The following is a 20,841-nucleotide window of genomic DNA, read 5'->3' on the forward strand; positions in this document are numbered from 1 at the left end:
ACTGTTTCCACGTGGGATAATCGAGACACCTTCGGAAGGTAAAAAAAGCATGAAACCACTATTGACCCTGATCGGCGCCCTCGTCTTCGCGGCGTGCGCCCCGGCCGCGCAAGCGCAGTCGGTCGCCTTCACCTTCGACGACGGCCCCAAGCTCGGGCCGACCCCGCGCCTGACGCCGCGCCAGCGCAACGACGCCCTGCTCGCCGCGCTCGCCAAACACCGGGTCAAGGCGGCGCTGTTCGTGACGGCCGCCAATGGCGCCGACGTGCCCGCCGGCTACGCCCTGGCCAAAGCCTGGGGCGAGGCCGGCCACGCGCTGGGCAACCACACGATGACCCACCCGGACCTCAACGATCCCAAGCTGAGCCTGGCGCAGTACCAGCAGGAGATCCTCGACTGCGACAAGATCATCGGCACCCTGCCCGGCTACCAGAAGTGGTACCGCTACACCTTCCTGCGCGAAGGCAACACCCCCGCGCGGCGCGACGCCATGCGCGCCTTCCTGCGCGGGCACGGCTACCGCAACGCCTTCGTCAGCATCGACACCAGCGACTGGCGGCTCGACGACGCGCTGACCGAATTGCTCACCAAAAACCCTGAGGCCGACCTGGCCCCGCTCAAACGCGTATACCTGGCCCACATCCGCCAGCGCGCGCTGGCCTACCGCGCGATGTCGCAGCAATTGCAGGGGCGCGACATGCGCCATGTGCTGCTGCTGCACCACAACCTGATCAACGCGCTGTGGCTGGGCGACGTCATCGCCCAATTCCGCGACATGGGCTGGAGCATCATTTCCCCGGCCGAGGCGCTGGCCGACCCGGTCTACCAGCTCGCGCCCTTGCGCGCCGGCCAGAGCCTGCTGCTGTCGATGGCCAAATCGCTCGGCACGAGCAACTTCCCGGACTGGGAGCGCCTGCACGACGACGGCGACGCCGAGATCTTGGCGCTGGCCGCGGCCCCCGAATAGGGCGCCGGGGCGGACGCCGAAAATAATTGGAACTTTTCGGGCGCGCGACGGGAATACCATCAGAGACCCGACCCATGACACCGACTTCCGCCACCTCCGACACCGAACTGCTGCGCCAGATGCGCAACGGGACGACGGCCGCCTTCCAGCAGTTGTACCAGCGCCACCAGGGGCCGCTGTACCGCTTCTCGCTGCTGCGCTGCGGTTCGGGCGACACCGCGGCCGACGTGGTGCAGGAGGTGTTCATGGGATTGCTTACCGATAGTTTCAAGTTCGATCCGCTGCGCGGCATGCTGCCCAATTTCCTGTTCGGCGTGGCGCGCAAGCTCATTCTCAAGCACGAGCACCCCGGGCGCCGCTTCGACAGCCTGTCCGACGGTGCCGACGGCGGCGACGACGACGGCGCCCCCGAACCCGTCTGCGAGGCCGCCGAGCCGCTCGCGCGCATGCTCAGCGACGAACTGGCCGAGCAGGTGCGCCAGGCGCTGGCGCTGCTGCCGCCGCACTACCGCGACCCCATCATCCTGTACGAGATGCACGACCTGTCGTACCAGGAAATCGCCGACATCTGCCAGATCGACATCGGCACGGTGCGTTCGCGCCTGTCGCGCGCCCGCGCCGCGCTGTCGCGCAGACTGGCCGCACACCGTCCGGCCGCCCATTTCGCGGCCTGAACCGAGGACCAATCATGACCACCCAGCTCCCCCCCGACACCCCCGCCGGCGCGCCGTTCGCGGCCCTGCGCGCGCAACTGGCCACCCACGCGGCGCCGCCGCGGGTCGAACAGGCCCTCATGACCGCCTTCGCCAAACAGCGGCGGCCACGGCGTTGGCACCACGCGCTGTCGGCGCGCCACTGGGGCATGGCCGGCGGCCTCGGCGCCTGCATGATGGCCTTGCTGGTGTTCACGCTCGCGCCCACGGCGCCGAGCGCGCCGGGCGCCGCGCCGCTGCCCATGATCGACGACGACGACGGCGGCGCCTTCCTCGCGCTCGCCCCGCTCGAGCGGATCGAGCGCGAAGCGGCGCCGCAGATGGTCGAAGCCGACCTCTCGGGCGCGGCGCTGGCCTCGCTCGGCGTGGCGCTCACGCCCGAAACGGCGGGCGACACCGTGCGCGCCGAAATGCTCGTCAGCGCCGAGGGCCAGCCCCTCGCGCTGCGGCTCGTGTCACAGCAGTCAGCCGTCCAGTAGCACCGCCCCACACCAACTACCAACCACCAAACCGCACGAGGACCCCATGAACACCAAAAAAATTCTGCTCGCCGCCCTGCTCGGCGCCCTAGTGACGCCCGTGTTCGCTTCAATCGACAGTGAAGCGATGGAGGCGCTCGCCGAGATCGGGATGGACGCGGGCGCGGACGCCGACGGGCCGCGCGACGTCGAACGCCATGTCGTCATGCTGGCGGCGGGCGACGAGGGCGGCGCGACCGGGCACGGCGCGATGGCGGGGATGCGCATGCGCGGCAAGCTCGTCAAAAACGCCCCCTACAGCGCCGAGGTGGTCTCGGAGCGCGTGCAGCACCTGTCGGACGGCAACCAGATCAGCAACAAGTCGAGCACGATGAGCTACCGCGACAGCGCCGGGCGCACCCGCACCGAACTGCGCGACAAGGACGGCGCGGTGCGCGCGGTGACGATCACCGACCCGGTCGGCGGCAGCACCTTTTTGCTCAACCCTCAGCGCAAGATCGCGACCAAGCTGCCCGCACCGGGCGCGCGCGGCGCGGGCATGGAACGTATCAGGATGATGCACAATGATGGCAAGCACAACGATGGCAAGCACAAGGATGGCAACCCGGGCGCGGCGGGACACGAGACGCACGTCGAGCGCCATGCCGATGCCGATGGCGATGGCGAGAAAATCATCGTCAAGCGGATCGAGCGGGCCGAGGGCGGGGTCGGCGAGCGGGTGCGCGAGCGGGTGCGCGTGCATGTGATGCACAACATGGCGGCTGGCGACGGGCCCCGCATCGGGCCGATCGTGGCCAACGCCTTCGGCGACGTCAAGTGGTCGGCCAAGGCGGCCACCAAGGACCTCGGCGCGCGCGAGTTCGACGGCGTCAAGGCCGAAGGCAAGCAGCGCAGCTACGAGATTCCGGCCGGCGAGGTGGGCAACCGCAGCCCGATCACCGTCACCCACGAGAGCTGGTTCGCGCCGTCGCTGCAAGTGACCGTGTACACCAAGCACAGCGATCCGCGCTCGGGCGAGCGCATCTACCGGCTCGCCAACGTCAAGCGCGACGAGCCGGCCGCCGCCCTGTTCACGGTGCCGTCCGACTACAGCGTCCGGGACCTCGCCACGCGGATCCGGCGCGCCCCCGCCAAACAGTGAGCGCTCCGGCCCGGGCGGCGCCGGCAGATGCCGCGGCGCCGGCCCGGCACCCGCCCCTTAGCGCGTCGCGGCCAGGCCTTGCCGCACCGGCACGATCTTCTCTTTGAACCACTCGTCGATCATCTGCTTTTCGTAGCGCAGGAGATCGCCCTTGTCGTGGCGGTTGACGCGGTCCAGGTACATCATGTTGCTCAGATTTTGCTCGGCGCTGTCGATGACCTGCCCGCCCGCCCGCAAGGTGTAGCGCAGGCGCATCGAGGGCCAGTCGGCGCCGTTGCGCAGCACGCGCACGTCCTGGTGCCTGCTGAAGGTCGGATCGACGCGGCCGGCCAGGTCGAGGTCGAGCACTTCGACGTCGAGCTCTTGCCCGGCCGGCAATGTGGCGCCGAGCTTTTCAAAGTGCTCGGTGAGCCCTTCGAGCACGCGCGCGCGCTCGGCCGCCGCGAACGGCATGTCGGCGAAGTTGCCGGGGTCGGTGAAGCGCAGCTTGACGCCGGCGCTGGCGCTGCCGGCGGCCAGCGCCAGCGCGGCGGCCGCGCCGAGCCGGCGGCCAAGTTGCAGATACGGGGATGCGAGCGATTTCATGGTGAGCATGGTGAGCCTTTGCGAGTCGGGCGCCTGCGAGCGACGCGCCCCGAACGCCAATATACGCCCATTCGGGCCGGCCTTTCCAGCAGCCTATTGGTGACTTTTTGTAAGCAAATGTAGCGCCCCCGGATTCCGCCCGAAGACACACGGTTGTTGCAAAGAGGAACAATCAATCTTGCATGTTGTGAATGGGGGTGATGTCATACTACAATCGAAGCACGCCTCGTCCGTGCCCCATGCGCGCGTGTGTCGGGCATCACCACCCCACCGGTATCGGAAATCGCTTTTATGTCATTTTTGTCATCCTCCACGCCCAAGTTGGCCCCCTGGAAAATCCTGCTGGTCGACGACGAACCCGACATCCACGACATCACCAAGCTGACCCTGAACCGCTTCCGGCTCGACGGCCGCGCGCTGACCTTCGTGCACGCCTACAGCGGCGCCGAGGCCAAAGAGGTGCTCGCGCGCGAGGCCGACATCGCGCTGGTGTTCCTCGACGTCGTCATGGAGCGCGAGGACAGCGGGCTCGAGGTGGCGCGCTGGCTGCGCCAGGACCTGGGCAACCAGTTCACCCGCATCGTGCTGCGCACCGGCCAGCCGGGCCAGGCCCCGGAGGAGCGCGTGATCGTCAACTACGACATCAACGACTACAAGGAGAAGACCGAGCTCGACCGCACCAAGCTGTTCACCACCACCTTCGCCGCGCTGCGCGCCTACCGCGACATCATGAAGGTCGAGGAGGCCCGGCTGGCGCAGCTGAACTACCGCGAGGGGCTCGAGCGGGTGATCGCGGCCTCGGCCCACATCTTCCAGCAGCGCAACCTCAAGGACTTCGCCAGCGGCCTGCTCCAGCAGGTGGTGGCGCTGCTGCGCCTCGAGCAGAGCATGCTGCTGCGCCTGGCCGGGGCGAGCGTGATCACCGGCGAGACCGAGTACGAGATCCTGGCCCAGATCGGCGACATCGGCGAGGCCATGCTCGGGCCCGACCTGATGGCCCAGCTCGACGAGGCGCGCAGCAACCGCATCTCGCGCCTGCACGGCGACACCTATGTCGGCTATTTCCCCAACAGCAGCGGCAAGGCCTCGCTGCTGGTGCTCAAGGGGGTCGAGGAGATCTCCGACATCGACGCCAAGCTGCTCGAGGTGTTCTGCTCGGGGGTGGCGATCGCCTTCGACAATATTTTGCTGACCCAGGAGATCACCGACACCCAGGCCGAGCTGATCCTGCGCCTCGGCGACGTGGTCGAGTCGCGCTCGAAGGAGGCGGGCAACCACGTGCGCCGCATGTCCGAGGTGTGCAAGATGCTCGCGCGCCTGTCGGGCATGTCGGAGGAGGAGACGGCGGTGCTCAAGCACGCCGCGCCGATGCACGACATCGGCAAGATCGCCACCCCCGACTCGGTGCTGCTCAAGCCGGGCAAGCTCGACGGCGCCGAATGGGAGATCATGAAGCAGCATCCTGCGGTCGGCCTGTCGATCCTGGACGGCTCGAGCCGCCCGATCCTCAAGGCGGCCGCAGTGATCGCCCACCAGCACCACGAGAAATTCGACGGCACCGGTTATCCGCAGGGCCTGGCCGGCACCGACATCCACCCGTACGCGCGCATCGTCGCCGTGGCCGACGTGTTCGACGCGCTGGTGCACCAGCGCGTCTACAAGCAGGCCTGGCCGATCGACGAGGTGGTGGCGCACCTGCGCCAGGTGTCTGGCACCCACCTCGACCCGTACTACGTCGACCTGCTGATCAACAACATCGACGACGCGCTCGCGATCAATCTGAGTTTTCCGGACTGAGAGGCAGATACGGCCTAGATGCGGATTTGTTCCACCCTGCCGCCGGAGTAGCGCCACACGACCCGGTACGAGGCGCCTCCTCGTATCAACCTGCATTGGTCCATTATCGTTGGCCACCACTTGATCAAATTGTGCGCCACCACCCAGTGAGCATGCTGCGCCCATTGCCGATGCAATACGAACACGACCAGCCCCGAACGGCGCAGCGCCTCACGCTCAAGGTCGTTCTTCATGAATCCATCCTGTGAAACGACCACCCATGGGCCGGACCGCGAAAGTTCGGTGATCCAGTCATGGTCTTTTATGTTCGGACGGAATCGATCACGTAAATGGACGACGTCCTCGACGTCGGTTTCCGCTTTACAGAGCTCACGCATCGCGTGCGCCAAATGAGGCGACAAATTATTGTCGAAGAAAAATTTCACGCCGCTTGCGCTTCAAAGCGCATGGCGGCATTCACAGCGCCCACAGGGATATTGTATAAAGCGGCGACCCGCTTCTTGTCGCGTTCAACCGCAAAGCATGCTGCCAACACGTCTGTGCGAATGCCGTATTCCGTCAAGATCGGCTTCCCGAAAGAGATTTCCGGGTCGAGGACAATGGCTTCGCTCTTTTTGACGGGATACCAGCGCAAGGCCTGTCCGCCAGCCGTGAACTCGATGCCTGCATATAGTTCTGGCCGGATGATATGTTCGAATACGAGTTGGCGCCGCACCAAGTCCGTCAGCGCGACCTCGCCGTGCTCCTTAAAGGCTTCGTAGAAAATGCTTTTACCGTCTGTTAAAAAGCGATTGGCGGTGAATGGATATTCGGTCGAGAAAATTTCTCGTGCGCTAACGATGGCGGCCCGGATGACCCGCAACGGCACCTTGTGTTCGGTGAACGCCTTGACGATGCGCAGTTCAAGCAAATCGCGAAAGCCGATCACCTTTTGCGCGCCCTCGTCCATGTCGGCAAGTTGGGTGTGCCAAAGGGGCACGCTCGCACCGCCCTTGAAGCGATAACCGAACAACCAGCGGTTGACCTCGCGCGCGTCTGCCCCGGTGAACCGCTCCGCCTCCTTCAGTGTGTACAAGCCGATTCCTGTCAGATCCATAGTGCCCCCGTCTCTCAAGCCCATTCTACGGCAAGCGCCGCACACTGAGAGGCTGAGAGTCTTTCGATCATGCCCGCTCATCACGCCAGAAAGCGCCAGTTCGTCGTTGCAAATGCTCGCCATAGCCCGCTATGGCTGTGCTTTGCGCCTCGATCTGCCGCTTTCTGGCGGGCTGCTCGGACACGTCCGAAAAACTCTCAGCCTCTGAGGCCGGCGGCCCATCCTTTGTGCTTCGACACCGGGCTGTTCAATTGGTTGGGGAGGACGATTGAAGACCTTGATCAATTTCCTGTATCGCTCTCGAGTTCCGATTCCGCCCTGGCCGCGCGCCGGCTGCGCGGAAAGCGCATGCAATAGCGCAGCCCCTGGCCCGGCGCGCTCTCGACCTTGACGGTGCCGCCGAGCGGCCCGGTCACGAGGTTGTACAGGATGTGGGCGCCGAGACCGCTGCCGCCCTGCCCGCGCCGGGTCGTGAAAAACGGATCGAACAGCTTGGCCAGGGTGTCGCCGTCCATCCCCGCGCCGTCGTCGCTGTACTCGAGCAGCACGTGGTCCCGCTCGAGCCGGGCCGCGATGCGGATCAGGCCGGCCTGGTCGCGCTCGAAACCGTGCACCAGCGAATTGACCACCATGTTGGTGACTATCTGCGAGACCGCGCCCGGAAAGCTGTCGAGCGTGATGTCGGGCGCGCACTCGACCTCGACCGTGATCGGGCGCCCCTTGAGCTTGGGCTGCAGCGACAGCAGCACCTCGCCAAGATAAGTCTTGAGGTTGAAGCTGCGGATGTCGTCCGAGGACTGGTCCACCGCCACCTGCTTGAAGCTGCGCACCAGCGCCGCGGCGCGCTGGGTGTTGGTGGTCATGATGCGCAGCGACTGGTCGATGATCTCCAAAAACTGCTGCAGGCTCTCCTCGGTCATCTCGCCGGCCTCGAGCTCCTCGCGCGTGAGCTTGAGCTCCTGCACCAGGTGGCTGGTGGCGGTGACGCAGATGCCGAGCGGGGTGTTGATCTCGTGCGCGACGCCGGCCACCAGGCGCCCGAGCGAGGCCAGCTTCTCCTGGCGCACCAGTTCGCCCTGGGCCTCGCGCAGCGCCCCGAGCGCGGAGTTGAGCGCCGCGTTCTGGTGTTCGAGCCGGTCCTTGGCCTTGCGGATGGCGCGGTCGGCCTGCATGCGCGCGATCGCCACGGCCACGTGGCTGGCCATGAAGGCGAGCAGCTCGAGGTCGGCCTGGGTGTAGACGATGGCCGGGTCGTAGCTTTGCACGATGATCACGCCGTAGGGCTGCTCGTGCACCAGCATCGGCGCGCCCATCCAGCTGGCGATCTCGACGTTGCCGAGCGGTTCCTTGATCAGGCCGTCGGCGACGAGCCGCGCGTAGCTGGCCGCGTCGTGCAGGCTGGCCTGGCGCGTCGAGAGCACGTACGAGCTCATGCCCACGCCGTAGCGGAAGCGCTTGACCGGCGCCTCGGCGTCCTTCTGGTCGACGAAATACGGGATGCTGATCTCGCCCGTCTCCGGATGGTAGAGCGCGATGAGGAAGTTCTCGGCCACGATCAGGGCGCTGATGATGCCGTGCAGGCTGGCCGACAGGCCCGCCGCGTCCACCGCCGAGGCTGACAGGTTGGCGATCTCGTAGAGCGCGTGCTGGACCGTCTCGGCGCGCCCGCGCTCGGCCACCTCGTGCGCCAGCAGCGCGGTGCGCTCCTGCACCGCGCGCTCGAGCCGGTCCATGCTCTGCAGGCCCTGCAGCGCGCTCGAAACGTGGCTGGCGATCAGCGCGAACAGGGCCTGGTCCTCCTCGCTGAAGGTCTGCTCCTTCCGGTAGCTCTGGATCACGACCGCGCCCAGGATCTGGTGCTGGTGGTCGAGCAGCGGACAACCCATCCAGTGCTCGGCCTCGCTGCCGGCGCCCCACGGCTGGCCGTCGGCCAGGCGCGCGTTCTGCTCGTCGGCGGTCATCACCAGGGTCTCGCGGTTGAGGATCACCCACGCCGTGGGCGATTCGCTGGCCGAGGCCAGCGTGACCTTCGCGTCGGGGTCGGGCACGGGGTCGAGCTCGTCGACAAAATAGACGAAGCGCACGGTGTTGTCGGCGCGGTCGGCCAGCGCGACATAGAAATTGGCCGCGTACATGATGCGGCCGAGGGAGCGGTGGACCGAACGGATGAACTCGGTGATGTCGCTGCAGGTCGACGAGCTGCGCCCGATCTCGAGCAACATGGCCTGGACCGCCTCGAGGCGGTTAAGACGACTTTCCATGCGTTTCCCTCATTCGTTCAATACGTATGGGAAATATTAACATGGGGCGCCATGGGCGGACGAGCCGATCATGGCGCTTTTGGGCGCGTTTTACGCGCGTTGTTGCGGGCGCCTCAGGAGGGCGTGTGGAAGCCGTTTTCGATCCAGGCGGCGGCGCTCGCCGGCGACAGCTTGAAGCTGGCCGCGACACGCACCTGGGCGATGCGCTCGCCGTCGGCGTCCTGCGCGGTCAACTGCGCGTAAGGATGGTCGTCGTCGGGCACGATGTCGAGCGTGACCTTGATGTCGGCGCCCTCGTGCGTGACCACGGTGCTCTTGTGCAGGATCGCATGCAGTTGCTGCTCGTGGCGGCGGATCACCTCGGCGGCGGTCTTGACGAGCGTGTGGAAGGCGTTGGTGTCGAGCGGCTTGGGATTTTTTTTGTCGCGCCCCATGGTCCAGGGGCCGACCAGGGCCGGCTCGGGCTCGCCGTCGCGGATCATGGCCACGGCCCAGCCCTCGTCGTCCTCGTTTTTGATCACGCGGGCGGTCCAGCCATTGCCCTGCCACAGGCGTGGCTCCTGCACCAGCCCGGAGGCGGCGTCGTCGTCGAATTCTGTTGCGCTCTCGCTCATTGCGGCCAACTCAAAAATGTAAGAGGGGGAATGATAGTCGATTCTAGCCAACCGATGAGAAAAGCGGCGCGCAGGAGCGGCGCCCGGCCGCTACCGCCCCGGTTGACGCCCCAGGCCCGGGCGGCGCCGCCGAAGCCCATACCTTCCATTTATATCCCAGGACCTAAAAAACAGGCCGGGGCCTATACTTGGATAATATATTACAAAGCTTATTTACTGGCGCAATGGCGACGAACCAATATCCCCTCCGCTTCACCGCTCAGTTGCGCCAGCATCTACGCGCGCTTCGGACCAAACGCGGCCTCACGCAGGCGCAGTTGGGAGCGATCATAGGGGTAAGCCAGGCGCGCATTGCCGAAATCGAGGCGAATCCGGGACTGGTGCGATTCGAGCAGATGATGCAGATCCTTTCAACTCTCGACACCACGATTCTTCTTAGCGAAGATGAGGTGGCGCCCGCTGGCAATGACCGCAAGGAAGCGCAAGCCACTCCTTCTGCGAAGAGAATCCGAAAGCCAGCGCCCAAGGCCGTTGTTGGGAGCGTCTCGCAGGCGAGCGCTGGAAACACTGGTATCGAAAACCCATCTCGTTTGAATGCCGCGGCCAGCGGACAGGATCAATCGCACACGATCGATGAGATGCGTCGCATCCCCGAGACCACCACCAGTACGGAAAGGCTGCTCAGAGACATCGCGGCGCTAGGAGCCTGTCGGACTTAGGGAGTCGAAGCGAGAAAAGTGCTGGACGAGGAGAGATTTTGACGATTTCGCAGTGCCAATAGCGAGCTATTGGCCGAGAAAGCGGCGAAATATGGACCGTCCAGCACTTTTTGCAGCCGACGATCCTAAGTCCGACAGGCTCCTAGGTGGCATTGAGCAACTTCGTCGGACCATCGAGGCAGGGCTTCCTGCGGAAAAACTCCGCAAGGAGATTGAAGCCTTAGGTGGGATCGACAAGATTCGACAAGCTGCCGACGCGCTCAGTGACTACGACAGAATTCACCGACCGCTTTCGCCCCGTTTAAAAAAGGGAGCCTGGTGAGTCAGGCCTTGAATGCCTGGATGAACGGCGAATATGTCGGAATGTGGTCGGTCGACCGCAATTCCCACACTTTTCGTTACACACGGAGTTGGATCGAATCAGATCGAAGGCGCTCGCTTTCACTATCGCTACCTTGATTGGCATGGCGGGAACAGTTGGATTGCACGCCTGCCCCAGGAAGATTTTTGCCAAGCGCTGGGCTACCCTCCAGACAAGAAATACACGCAGCATGGAGGCCCCGGCATGCGCGGCTGCCTACAACTTCTGCGGGGCAGTGACGATGCCAACGATTCGATTTTTTTCTCCTGACACAGCTTGCATTTTTCCTACTGGCAGCACCGGATGGCCACGCGAAAAATTTCTCTATTTTCCTGCTGCGCGGGGACGTCTACGAAATGACCCCGCTCTACGACATCCTGTCTGCCTGGCCCTACATCGGCTGCGGGCCCAGGCAACTCAACCGGCACAGGGCCGGACTCGCCATGGCGTTGCGCTCAAAAAAATGCGCACTACCTTTTCAAAGAGATTCATGCGCGACATTGGCGTGAACTTGCCCTCAAGCATGGCGGCCCCAAAGCTTGGGCAGCGATGTTGGCATTGGTGGAAAGTGTCGATCAGGTACTTGCGAAGGTACAACGCCAATTGCCGGCCGACTTTCCGGCTTACACATGGGACACGATTTCGGAGGGCATGCGTAGCGAGGCGAGGCGGTTCGTCTCCGAACTGCCGGAGGAAAAATTTTGACTCGTTGGGGCTGTCCAGTTTCTTGCAAAGTTTGATTTACAGAAGTTTGGCAAAGGCCTTAGACTGATTTCCTGCCAGCCAAGGCGGCCGGCGCGACAGTGATTCCAATCCCAGTGATTCCAATCCATTTGAAAGACGTGACCATGACAAGATTATTTTTGCGGCTGGCGGCATGCGCCGCGCTCGTCGCTAGCTCCGCCCTGTCCGGCTGCGCCGCCCCGGATCCGAGCCGGGCGCTGATATCGAAGCAAGCCGCCCCCGAATACAAGAACGGCGTTCGCGTCGAGCGCCCGAAGTCGGGCAAGGCGAAGGAAAATATCACGATTGCCGACTCCGAGGAATTTCGCCGCCAAGCCACCAAGAAGTAGCAATCCCCTCCAGAGAGCACGCGACTGGTCGAAAAACCCCGGGGATTGAAAAGGCCCGCGCAAGGCGGGCCTGGCTTCACGCGGCGAGCGCGCACAAGCGCATGCCGGGCCGTCCCGGCGGCTCGAGCGGCGGCCCGGGCGGGGTGATGCGCGGGTCGATCGCCGGCGCTGGGGTCTGGTAGCTGAACGGGGTGATGATTATCGGCGGAATGGTCGGCGGCGCCGACGGCGGGCCCTTCGGACCCGAGCCGGCCGCCAGCGCGCGCAACTGGCGCTCGGCCCAGGCCGGCATGCGGCCGATCCGGTGCCGCTCCGTGGTGCGGTGTGCTTGCATGGTGGTTCTCCCTGCGGTTGGGGCAGGCAGTCAGTATAGGTCGCGAGATTTTTAATTCAAGGAAAACCGCCCCCCCGCCGGCGAACCCACGCTGCCTTCTGGCCCGCAAAAAACGCATTCTGTCGCACGCCGCTGGCCCCCGCCCCCGCCCACGTCTACAGTTCAATCATTCCAACAACACTTAGACGAGGCCCCACCATGAAAAAGCTCCTTCCCGCCGTAATCCTGTTCATTGGCCTGGCGCTGGCGTGGGAACTGTACTTCGACGGCGCCATGTCGATCAACATCGACGGCGACGAGTTCGAAGGCCCGTTCGGCTTAGTGTTCGGCTCCCTGGCGGCGGTGGTCGGGGCGGTCATCGGCGTGGTCGTGCTGGCGCTCGTGGGGGTGTTGCTGGCGGTGCTGTTCGCCGGCCTGGGCGTGTTGCTGGTGGTCGGCCTGGTGCTCGCGGCGCTGCTGGTGGCGGTGTGCGCCTCGCCCCTGCTGCTGCCGATCCTGATCCCGCTGGCCATCGTCTGGCTGATCTTCCGCCGCAAGCCGGCGCCGGCCGCGCCGGCCACGGTCAGCTAAGCCGGGCGCCGCCGGGCGGCAAAAAGGGCCGGTAAAAAACGCGGCCCGCAATCGAAAAAGCCGATTCACGCGAATCGGCTTTTTTTTGCGTCCGCGCGGACGCGGGCGGGATCGACGCCTTCGATCATATGCCTTCGATCATATGCCTTCGATCAGGCGCATCGCGAACACGATCGGCAAACCGGCCGCGATCACGCGGCGCGCGGCCGCGCCGTGGTCGTACGGGATCCGGTAGTAGGTCAGCAGGCTGGTTTCGGTGTCGTACAGCGCGTAGCAGGCAGCGCAATTGCCGTCGCGCGGCTGCCCGACCGCGCCCGGGATCACCAGATACTGGTGCTGGGCCCGGATCGGCACCGGCACCCCGTGCACCGGCGTGTGGCTGCCCATGCGGCCGTCGTCGGCCAGCCGGTACAGCGCCGGCGCGTGCACATGGCCCGAAAACACCATGCGCTTGCCGCTGGCCTGGATGCTGCGCTCGGCCTCCTCGAGCCCGGTCACGTACTCCCAAGACACCGGCTCGAACGCGCTCGCGTGCACGAAGGCCAGGTCGTCGAGTTCGGCCGTGAGCGGCAGGTTGCCCAAAAAGGCTATCTGCTCGGCGTTGAGCTGGCGCCGGGTCCAGTCGATCACCTCGCGCGCCTCGGCGTGCATCTGCGGGCGCGTGCTGCGCGTGACCGAATAGTCGTGGTTGCCCTGCACCGCGATGGCGCCGTGCGAGACGTACTGCATGACGGTGTCGACCACCCACGCCGGATCGGCGCCGTAGCCGACGAAGTCGCCCGTGAACGCGAACTGGTCGGCGTTCTGGGCGTGCGCGTGCGCCAGGCACGAGGTGAACGCCTCGCGGTTGGCGTGCAGGTCGGTGAGCAGGGCGAGCCGCATCTCAGGCGCCTTCCGCGAGGTATTCGGCGTGCCCGCGCGCGCGCAGCTCGCACGCCGGGCAGGTGCCGCAGCCATGGCCCCACGCGTGCAGCGTGCCGCGCTCGCCGAGGTAGCAGGTGTGGGTGTCGGCGCGGATCAGCTCGACGAGCGGCGCGCCGCCGGCCGCGTGCGCCAGCTGCCAGGTCTGCTTTTTGGTCAGCCACATGAGCGGGGTCTCGAGCCGGAAGCGGCTCGCCATGCCCAGGTTGAGCGCCACCTGCAGCGCCTTGATGGTGTCGTCGCGGCAGTCGGGGTAGCCCGAGAAATCGGTCTCGCACATGCCGCCGACGAGCACGCCCAGGCCGCGCCGGTAGGCCAGCGTGGCCGCCACCGTCAGGAACATGAGGTTGCGGCCGGGGACGAAGGTGTTCGGCAGGCCGTTCTCCTGCATGCTGATGGCCACCTCGCTGGTGAGCGCGGTGTCGGAGATGCTGCCGATCAGGGACAGGTCGAGCAGGTGGTCGGCGCCGAGGCGCGCGTCCCATTCGGGCGAGAGCGCGCGCAGGCCGGCCAGCAGGCGCGGGCGCACCGCCAGTTCGACCGCGTGCCGCTGGCCGTAGTCGAATCCGACCGTCTCGACGCGCGCGAAGCGCTCGAGCGCCCAGGCGACGCAGGTCGTGGAGTCTTGTCCGCCGCTGAAAAGTACGAGCGCGGTGTCGGCTTGCTGCATGGCTTGTTTCCCGAGTCGTGTTAAGCGCACGCCACCGTTAGCGCCATTCCGGTAAGATGGGATGCGTTATTGACCAATGGAGCGACATGTTTCCCGCACGACCCGACAACAGATCAGCGACACCGCGCAGGCGGCCACGAATTTTGGCACAAATCGGGCTGACCGTGTTTGTCACTACGACAACATCCGTGGCGATCGCACAAGGCGTGCCCTACACCGTCGAGGTCGACGCCCCGCGACCGCTCGAAAAACTCCTCGAAACAAATCTCGACCTGGTGCGCTGGCGCGGCAATCCGCGCCTCGACCTCGACCAGCTGCAACGGCTGGTCAAGGCCGCGCCCGAGCAGGCGCGCACCCTGGTCGCCACCGAGGGCTACTATTCGCCCAAGATCACCGCGGGCCTCGACACCAGCGGCGGCGAGCCGGTCGCGCGCGTGCTGGTCGAGCCCGGGCCGCCGGTGCTGGTCGGCGACATCGAACTCATTCTCAACGGTTTCGCCCCGGGCGCGCCCGACGCCACCGCGTTCGACGCCGCAGCGCTGCGCCAGCGCTGGAGCATGCCGGTCGGCGCCGTCTTCCGCCAGGCCGACTGGGAGCAGGCCAAACGCAACCTGCTGCGCCAGGTGATGCAATCGCGCTATCCGCGCGCGCGGCTGGTCGCCTCGAGCGCCACGGTCGACCCCGACACGCGGCGCGCGCTGCTGCGGGTCGAAATCGACAGCGGCCCCGATGCCAAGTTCGGCGGGCTGCGGGTCGAGGGCCTGCGGCGCTACCCGCTGAGCATCGTCACCAACCTCAACCAGATCAAACCCGGCCAGGAGTACAGCGAGGCGGCGCTGCAGGCGTTCCAGTCGCGCATCCAGGACACCGGCTACTTCAGCGGCGTCGAAGTCAGCGTCGACATGTCGGACCTGCTGGGCGCGGACCTCGACGCGGCCCCCGACGCCGCCCCCGATGCGAATGCAGACCCGGACGCCGACCCCGGCGCCGATGCCGGCCCGGCCCCCGGCGCGGCCCCGGCGCCCGCGCCCAAGCCGGCGCCGGCCGCGCAAGCCGGCCCGCTGGTGCTGCCGGTGCTGGTGCGGGTGACCGAAAACAAGGCCAAGCACGCCGACATCGGCCTCGGTTTGTCGAGCAACACGGGCGGGCGCGCCCAGGTCTCGTATGACGACCTCAACGTGTTCGGCCTGCGCATGAAAAGCAACGTCCTGATCGAAACCAAGCGCCAGGCGGTGCGCGGCGACTTCTATTGGCCGACCACGGTCAAGGGCTACAACGACAGCGTCGGCGTCGGTTACGAGCGCACCGACCTGGCGGGCGAGGTCGCCAACGTGTTCAGCGTGGCCGCGCGGCGCGCCTGGGGCGGCCCGCTGCTCGAGCGCAGCCTCACGCTCGAGCTGCTGACCGAGCAGCGCGACGTGGCCGGCCTGCGCACCAGCCGCAGCCGCAGCATGCCGCTCACCTACAGCATCACCCGGCGCGCGCTCGACAACCTGCTGCTGCCGACCAAGGGCTACGTGATCAACGCGCAGCTGGGCGGCGCCCTGCTGCCGGTCCTGACCGACGAGCGCTTCGTGCGCGCGAGCGCGCGCGGCATCTACTACCGCCCGCTCGGCCCGTCCGGCGGCCTGATCGTCCGGGGCGAGGCCGGCGCGCTCGGCTCCAAACAAAAGGCCGGGGTGCCGGGCACCTTCCTGTTCCGCGCCGGCGGCGACCAGTCGGTGCGCGGCTACGGCTTCCAGGAGCTCGGCGTGCGCGAGGGCGACGCCATCGTCGGCGGGCGCTACCTGCTCACCGGCGGCGTCGAATACAACCACTGGTTCAAGCCCGCCTGGGGCGCGGCGCTGTTCCTCGACGCCGGCAACGCCGCCGACAAGCTGGGCGACCTCAAACCCGAGATCGGCTACGGCGTGGGCGCGCGCTGGCGCAGCCCGGTGGGACCGATCAACATCGACGCCGCCTACGGGCAGGCGACCAAAAAATTCCGTCTGCACTTCTCGCTTGGATTCACCTTCTGATGAGCATCGACACCACCCCGCTTGGCGCCGCCCGGCACGACGCCGCCCCGCACGACCCCGCCCCCGCGCCCGCGCGGACGCGGCGCTGGCCGCGCCGGCTCGCCTACGGCGTCGCCGCGCTCGGCGTGGTGCTGGCCGGCGCCTACTGGTACCTCGGGCGCGAAACCACGCTCCAGGTGCTGGCCCAAAAGGTGGCCGACGTCAGCGGCGGCCAGATCGCCATCAGCGGCATCACCGGCTCGCTGTACGACGCCATGCACATCGACCGCATGGTCTACCGCAGCCCCGAGCGCGTGATCACGGTCGACAACATCGACATCGAATGGTCGCCCTGGCAGTACCTCAAGCAGGGCATCGCGATCAGCAAGCTGTACGCCGTCAGCGTCAAGGTGCACGCGCTGCGCGAGGGCGACCAGGCCAAGCTGCCGGCCACGCTGGCGGCCCCGTTCGTGCTCGCCATCAACGACGGGCGCGCGCAGAAGATCACCTTCACGAGCGCCGCGCCCGGCTCGGCCGCGACCGTCATTGGCGACCTGCGCTTCAAGCTCGCCGGCGACCAGCGCGCCTGGGAGCTGCGCCAGCTCAGCGCGGTGACGCCGTGGGGCATCGCCGCGGCCAGCGCCAAGGTCGGAGCCGCGCGCCCGTTCAAGCTCAGCGGCAGCGCCAGCATGACCCAGTTCATGCACGCGGCGGGCCAAAAGACGGGCACGCTCGAGGCGCGCTTCGGCGGCGACCTGGTCAAGACGATCGTCAACGCCACCGCCCTGTCGGGCTCGGGCAAGGCGGTCGGCGCCTTCACGCTGGCCCCGTTCGAGCCGCTGGTCGTGCGTGCGCTGACCATCGACGGCACCGGCATCGACCCGTCGACCCTGCACGCGGCGCTGCCGGCGGCAAAGCTCGACCTGGCGCTGTCGGCGCAAATCGACGCCAAGCGCAACGTGGCCGGCAAGATCGACCTCGTCAACAAGGGCCCGGCCGGCACGCTCGATCAGAACCGCCTGCCCCTGCGCGCGCTGCACGGCGAGATCGGCGGCACGCTGGCGGCGCTGCGCATCGGCGACGTGCTGGTCGACCTCGGCGCGGCCGGCAAGTTCACCGGCAGCGGCGGCGTCAACCGCGACGCGTCGACCAACTTCGTGCTGCGCACCGAGCGGCTCGACCTGCGCGGCCTGCACGGGCGCATGAAGAAAACCGCGATCGCCGGCGACATCAAGCTCGCCAGCGCGGGCGGGGTCCAGACCCTGGTCGCGCAACTGGCCGACGGCGCGCTGCGGCTCGACGCCGAGGCCGTCCTCGAGGGCACGCGCCTGACCCTGCGCCAGGCGCGCATCGGCTCGGGCTCCAGCAACGTGCGCCTGTCCGGCGGCGCCACCCTGGCCGAGCGCCAGCCGTTCGAGCTCAAGGCCAACGCGGCCAATTTCAACCCGGCCGCGTTCGGCGACTATCCCAAGGCCGACATCAACGCCGACCTCAACGCCAAAGGCGTGCTGTCGCCGGCGTGGCAGCTGGCCGCCGATTTCGCGCTGCGCCCGAGCCGCCTGTTCGACCAGCCGCTGTCCGGCAAAGGCAAGTTCAAGGCCGACGCCAAGCACATCAGCGGCGTGGCCGCCAAGCTCGCGCTGGGCAAGAACACGCTGGCGCTGGCCGGCGGCTTCGGCGCCCCCGGCGAGCGCCTGACCTGGCGCGCCGAAGGCAGGCAGCTCGCGCTCGCGCGCAGCGACCTGTATGGCGAGCTGGTGGCCAACGGCGTCGTCACCGGCACCATGGCCGCGCCGCGCACCACCTTCGTGGTCGACGCCAACGGGGTCGGCTGGACCCCGGCCGCGCGCGCGGCCAACAACGGCGCCCTGCGCGCGAGCGGCGAGGCGTGGCTGGCCGACAAGGTCGTCAACCTCAAGGCGGCCGGCAAGGCCGAGCGCTTCAACCCGGCCGCGTTCGGCTTCGCCCTGCCCGGCAGCATCAACGGCAGCTTCGACGCGAGCGGGCGGCTCGGACCGGCCTGGCGCGCCGCGCTCAAGGTGGCGCTGGCCCCGTCGACCCTGTCGAACGCGCCGCTGTGGGGCCACGCCGCGCTGGTGGCCGACGCCAGGCGCGTCTCCAACGCCGACATAGACCTGCACGTGGGCCCGAACGTGGCCACCGCCAAGGGCAGCTTCGGCGGCCCGGGCGACACCCTCGCCTGGCGCATCGACGCCACCCAGCTTGCCGCGCTCGGCCCCGATTTCGGCGGCGCGCTGCGCGGCGCCGGCACGCTGTTTGGCACCATGCAGGCGCCGGCGGTGAGCGCCGCGCTCGAGGGCCAGAACCTGCGCTTCGGCCTGCACCAGGTCAAGTCGGTGCGCGCCAGCGCCAACGTCGGCAGCGGACGCGGCGCCGCCGACCCGCTGGTGAGCGACATCGCGCTCACCGGCTACGCCAACGGCGCGCGCCGCATCGCCTCGGCGCGCCTGGTGACCGGCGGCACGCGCGGCGCCCACACGCTGCGCCTGGCCGCCACCGGCGACGCCTTCGACGCCAGCGGCGAGGTGGCCGGCGGCTGGAACGCCGGCACCTGGAGCGGCACCGTCGGCGCGCTGCAAAACAAGGGCCTGTACGCGTTCACGCTGCAGGGCCCGGTGCCGCTGCGCGTCGGCACGGCGCCCGGCGCCGGCCCGCGGGGCCTGCTGCGCCCGACCCGCGTCGAGATGCAAAACGCCGTGTTCCGCCTGCCCAACGGCAGCATCAGCGTGCAGTCGCTCGACAAGAACGGCCCGCGCTGGACCAGCAAGGGGACCGCCTCCGGCGTGCCGCTGAACTACCTGGCCCAGTTCTCGCCCGACATGCGCGAGAACATGCGCGGCGACCTGACACTGGGCGCGCAATGGGCGCTCGACATGCAAACGCCCGCGCCCGGGGCGGCCGCGGCCGCGCCCGCGCTCAACGGCATGCTGCACGTGTTCCGCGAAAAGGGCGACCTGATCGCCGGCGCCGAGGCCCCGGTGGCGCTCGGCCTGAGCCTGTTCGACCTGCGCGCCGACATCGCCAACGGCGCCCTGCGGGTCCGGCTCGGCATCGACGGCACGCGCGCCGGCAAGGCCAGCGCCGACGCCACCGTGCAACTGGTGGCCGGCCGGCTCGACAACGCCAGCGCGCTCAGGCTGCGCGCGAGCGCCGACATGGGCTCGATCGCCTGGCTGGCGCCGCTCGCGGGCCAGCCCGCGCTCGAACTCGACGGCCAGCTCAAGCTCGACCTGAGCGGCGCCGGCACCCTCGGCGCCCCTTTGTTCAACGGCACCGTGGACGGCGACAAGCTCGCCCTGCGCTGGGCCGAACAGGGCGTCAAGCTGCGCAACGGCCAGCTGCGCGCCAAGCTGGTGGACGACCGGGTGCTGCTCGAGCGCCTCAGCTTCGAGGGCAACCAGGGCACGGCGGTGGCCAGCGGCAACATGCGCTTCGAGCGCGCCGACGTCACGGTCGATCTCAAGCTGGTCGCCGACAAGCTCGAGATCCTGTCGCGGCCCGACCGCACGCTGGTGGTGTCGGGCCAGAGCACGCTCACGCGCGACGCCAAGCGGTTTTTGCTGGCCGGCAAATTCCGGGCCGACCGCGCGCTGATCGAACTGGCGCCTCTGGGCCGCCCGACCATGTCCGACGACGTCATCGTGCTCGGGCGCGCGCGTCCGGGCAGCGCGGCCAAGGGCGCGCCGTCGCTGCCGCTCAACATCGACCTCGAGGCCAACCTGGGCGAGTTCTTCAAGCTGCGCGGGATGGGGATCGACGCCATGCTGGCCGGCACCGTCAACGTGCGCGCCACCGGCAACCGGCCGCCGCGCGTGACCGGCAGCATCCGGGTCGACGAGGGCACCTACGCCGCCTACGGGCAAAAGCTGGCGATCGAACGCGGGGTGCTCAATTTCACGGGCGCGTACGACAATCCGGGGCTCAACATCCGCGCCATGCGCAAGCAACCGGAGGGTGAACAGCTGTCCGAGACCAATGTCGAGGCCGGGGTCGAGGTGCGCGGCACGGCGATGGCGCCGTCGGCCAAGCTGGTGTCGACGCCGTCGGTGCCCGACAGCGAAAAACTGTCGTGGCTGGTGCTGGGGCACGGCATCGAGGGCGTCTCGGGCAACGAGGCGAGCGTGCTGAGCGCGGCGGCCGGGGCCCTGCTGGGCGGCTCGGGCGGCGGCTTCCAGTCGCGCCTTGCCAACTCGCTGGGGGTGGACGAGCTGGGCCTGTCGCAGGCGGCCGGGCTCGAGAGCACGGTGGTCACGGTCGGCAAGCGCATCTCGCAACGGGCCTACCTCAGTTTCGAGCAGGGCGCGACGACGGCCTCGAGCATGGTGCGGCTGCGCTACAAGCTCAACCCGCGCCTGACGCTGCAGTTCCAGACCGGCGCCAACACCGCGCTCGACCTGCTGTACTCGTGGAACTTCGACTAGGCGACCGCATAGGCGGGGGGCGTGGAAGAACTGTCATTCCCTCGCCCCCTCCCCGTCATTCCCTCGAAAGAGGGAACCCATGCTGAGTAAGCAGTTACGCG

At 67.5% G+C, this 20,841-nt stretch carries 21 protein-coding genes; 13 read left to right on the plus strand and 8 right to left on the minus strand.

Going from position 1 to position 20,841, the window contains the following annotated elements; translation table 11 throughout:
- Window positions 1-49 precede the first annotated feature (49 nt).
- The 4 genes from C7C56_RS15710 to C7C56_RS15725 all read left to right on the plus strand — a co-directional run bounded on the left by C7C56_RS15710 (window position 50) and on the right by C7C56_RS15725 (window position 3,300).
- The gene (locus C7C56_RS15710) at window positions 50-967 is read left to right on the plus strand and encodes a polysaccharide deacetylase family protein (RefSeq protein WP_106758319.1); all 918 of its coding nucleotides are present in this window, start codon (window positions 50-52) and stop codon (window positions 965-967) included.
- Between the two features lie 74 nt (window positions 968-1,041).
- Window positions 1,042-1,641 carry an RNA polymerase sigma factor gene (locus tag C7C56_RS15715; RefSeq protein ID WP_106758320.1) on the plus strand — a complete coding sequence of 200 codons (600 nt, stop codon included), beginning with the start codon at window positions 1,042-1,044 and terminating at the stop codon, window positions 1,639-1,641.
- 14 nt (window positions 1,642-1,655) lie between these two features.
- On the plus strand, window positions 1,656-2,159 hold the full coding sequence (locus tag C7C56_RS15720; RefSeq protein ID WP_106758321.1) for a hypothetical protein: 504 nt from the start codon (window positions 1,656-1,658) through the stop codon (window positions 2,157-2,159).
- Window positions 2,160-2,205: 46 nt separating this feature from the next.
- The gene (locus C7C56_RS15725; RefSeq protein WP_106758322.1) at window positions 2,206-3,300 is read left to right on the plus strand and encodes a hypothetical protein; all 1,095 of its coding nucleotides are present in this window, start codon (window positions 2,206-2,208) and stop codon (window positions 3,298-3,300) included.
- A 57-nt stretch (window positions 3,301-3,357) separates the two neighbouring features.
- On the opposite strand, the gene C7C56_RS15730 is transcribed toward C7C56_RS15725, so the two are convergent.
- Complete coding sequence (locus C7C56_RS15730) at window positions 3,358-3,894, minus strand: DUF3016 domain-containing protein (RefSeq protein ID WP_307719053.1); 537 nt, start codon at window positions 3,892-3,894, stop codon at window positions 3,358-3,360.
- Between the two features lie 282 nt (window positions 3,895-4,176).
- Between C7C56_RS15730 and C7C56_RS15735 the strand changes: the two genes are divergently transcribed.
- The gene (locus C7C56_RS15735; protein WP_106758323.1) at window positions 4,177-5,682 is read left to right on the plus strand and encodes a response regulator; all 1,506 of its coding nucleotides are present in this window, start codon (window positions 4,177-4,179) and stop codon (window positions 5,680-5,682) included.
- 14 nt (window positions 5,683-5,696) lie between these two features.
- On the opposite strand, the gene C7C56_RS15740 is transcribed toward C7C56_RS15735, so the two are convergent.
- The 4 genes from C7C56_RS15740 to C7C56_RS15755 all read right to left on the minus strand — a co-directional run bounded on the left by C7C56_RS15740 (window position 5,697) and on the right by C7C56_RS15755 (window position 9,653).
- Window positions 5,697-6,107: a PIN-like domain-containing protein gene (locus C7C56_RS15740; RefSeq protein ID WP_106758324.1), complete on the minus strand. Its 411-nt coding sequence runs from the start codon at window positions 6,105-6,107 to the stop codon at window positions 5,697-5,699.
- Window positions 6,104-6,757, minus strand: coding sequence for a DUF433 domain-containing protein (locus C7C56_RS15745; RefSeq protein WP_229458803.1), 654 nt, complete (start codon window positions 6,755-6,757; stop codon window positions 6,104-6,106). The genes C7C56_RS15740 and C7C56_RS15745 overlap by 4 nt, the downstream gene beginning before the upstream one ends.
- A 302-nt stretch (window positions 6,758-7,059) precedes the next feature.
- Complete coding sequence (locus C7C56_RS15750; RefSeq protein WP_106758325.1) at window positions 7,060-9,039, minus strand: GAF domain-containing sensor histidine kinase; 1,980 nt, start codon at window positions 9,037-9,039, stop codon at window positions 7,060-7,062.
- Window positions 9,040-9,152: 113 nt separating this feature from the next.
- The gene (locus C7C56_RS15755; RefSeq protein WP_106758326.1) at window positions 9,153-9,653 is read right to left on the minus strand and encodes a hypothetical protein; all 501 of its coding nucleotides are present in this window, start codon (window positions 9,651-9,653) and stop codon (window positions 9,153-9,155) included.
- A gap of 188 nt (window positions 9,654-9,841) precedes the next feature.
- Here C7C56_RS15755 and C7C56_RS15760 point away from each other — a divergent pair, with 188 nt between their 5' ends.
- The 5 genes from C7C56_RS15760 (at window position 9,842) to C7C56_RS15775 (ending at window position 11,806) form a co-directional block, all read left to right on the plus strand.
- Window positions 9,842-10,372, plus strand: a complete 531-nt coding sequence (locus tag C7C56_RS15760) for a helix-turn-helix domain-containing protein (RefSeq protein ID WP_229458804.1) — start codon at window positions 9,842-9,844, stop codon at window positions 10,370-10,372.
- A gap of 91 nt (window positions 10,373-10,463) precedes the next feature.
- Window positions 10,464-10,694, plus strand: coding sequence for a hypothetical protein (locus C7C56_RS28220; RefSeq protein ID WP_146204509.1), 231 nt, complete (start codon window positions 10,464-10,466; stop codon window positions 10,692-10,694).
- A gap of 41 nt (window positions 10,695-10,735) precedes the next feature.
- Complete coding sequence (locus C7C56_RS30730; protein WP_370660214.1) at window positions 10,736-10,831, plus strand: hypothetical protein; 96 nt, start codon at window positions 10,736-10,738, stop codon at window positions 10,829-10,831.
- Window positions 10,832-11,023: 192 nt separating this feature from the next.
- Window positions 11,024-11,242: a HipA domain-containing protein gene (locus C7C56_RS29950; protein WP_229458805.1), complete on the plus strand. Its 219-nt coding sequence runs from the start codon at window positions 11,024-11,026 to the stop codon at window positions 11,240-11,242.
- A 324-nt stretch (window positions 11,243-11,566) separates the two neighbouring features.
- Window positions 11,567-11,806 carry a hypothetical protein gene (locus C7C56_RS15775; RefSeq protein WP_106758329.1) on the plus strand — a complete coding sequence of 80 codons (240 nt, stop codon included), beginning with the start codon at window positions 11,567-11,569 and terminating at the stop codon, window positions 11,804-11,806.
- 76 nt (window positions 11,807-11,882) lie between these two features.
- Here the strand turns inward: C7C56_RS15775 and C7C56_RS15780 are convergent, their stop codons facing one another.
- Window positions 11,883-12,140 (minus strand): hypothetical protein, encoded by a 258-nt coding sequence (locus C7C56_RS15780; RefSeq protein ID WP_106758330.1) that lies wholly within the window; start codon window positions 12,138-12,140, stop codon window positions 11,883-11,885.
- Window positions 12,141-12,338: 198 nt separating this feature from the next.
- Here C7C56_RS15780 and C7C56_RS15785 point away from each other — a divergent pair, with 198 nt between their 5' ends.
- Window positions 12,339-12,710: a hypothetical protein gene (locus tag C7C56_RS15785; protein ID WP_106758331.1), complete on the plus strand. Its 372-nt coding sequence runs from the start codon at window positions 12,339-12,341 to the stop codon at window positions 12,708-12,710.
- A gap of 138 nt (window positions 12,711-12,848) precedes the next feature.
- Here the strand turns inward: C7C56_RS15785 and C7C56_RS15790 are convergent, their stop codons facing one another.
- Together C7C56_RS15790 and queC are read right to left on the minus strand one after the other, a co-directional pair.
- Window positions 12,849-13,592 (minus strand): metallophosphoesterase family protein, encoded by a 744-nt coding sequence (locus C7C56_RS15790; RefSeq protein ID WP_106758332.1) that lies wholly within the window; start codon window positions 13,590-13,592, stop codon window positions 12,849-12,851.
- Between the two features lies 1 nt (window position 13,593).
- On the minus strand, window positions 13,594-14,301 hold the full coding sequence (queC, locus tag C7C56_RS15795) for a 7-cyano-7-deazaguanine synthase QueC (RefSeq protein ID WP_106758333.1): 708 nt from the start codon (window positions 14,299-14,301) through the stop codon (window positions 13,594-13,596).
- A 188-nt stretch (window positions 14,302-14,489) separates the two neighbouring features.
- On the opposite strand from queC, the gene C7C56_RS15800 reads away from it, so the two are divergent.
- Window positions 14,490-16,319, plus strand: a complete 1,830-nt coding sequence (locus C7C56_RS15800; RefSeq protein WP_307719054.1) for an autotransporter assembly complex protein TamA — start codon at window positions 14,490-14,492, stop codon at window positions 16,317-16,319.
- Window positions 16,319-20,740, plus strand: coding sequence for a translocation/assembly module TamB domain-containing protein (locus tag C7C56_RS15805; RefSeq protein WP_106758335.1), 4,422 nt, complete (start codon window positions 16,319-16,321; stop codon window positions 20,738-20,740). The genes C7C56_RS15800 and C7C56_RS15805 overlap by 1 nt, the downstream gene beginning before the upstream one ends.
- Window positions 20,741-20,841 lie beyond the last annotated feature (101 nt).

Source organism: Massilia glaciei (assembly GCF_003011895.2).
GTDB classification, from domain to species: domain Bacteria; phylum Pseudomonadota; class Gammaproteobacteria; order Burkholderiales; family Burkholderiaceae_D; genus Telluria_A; species Telluria_A glaciei.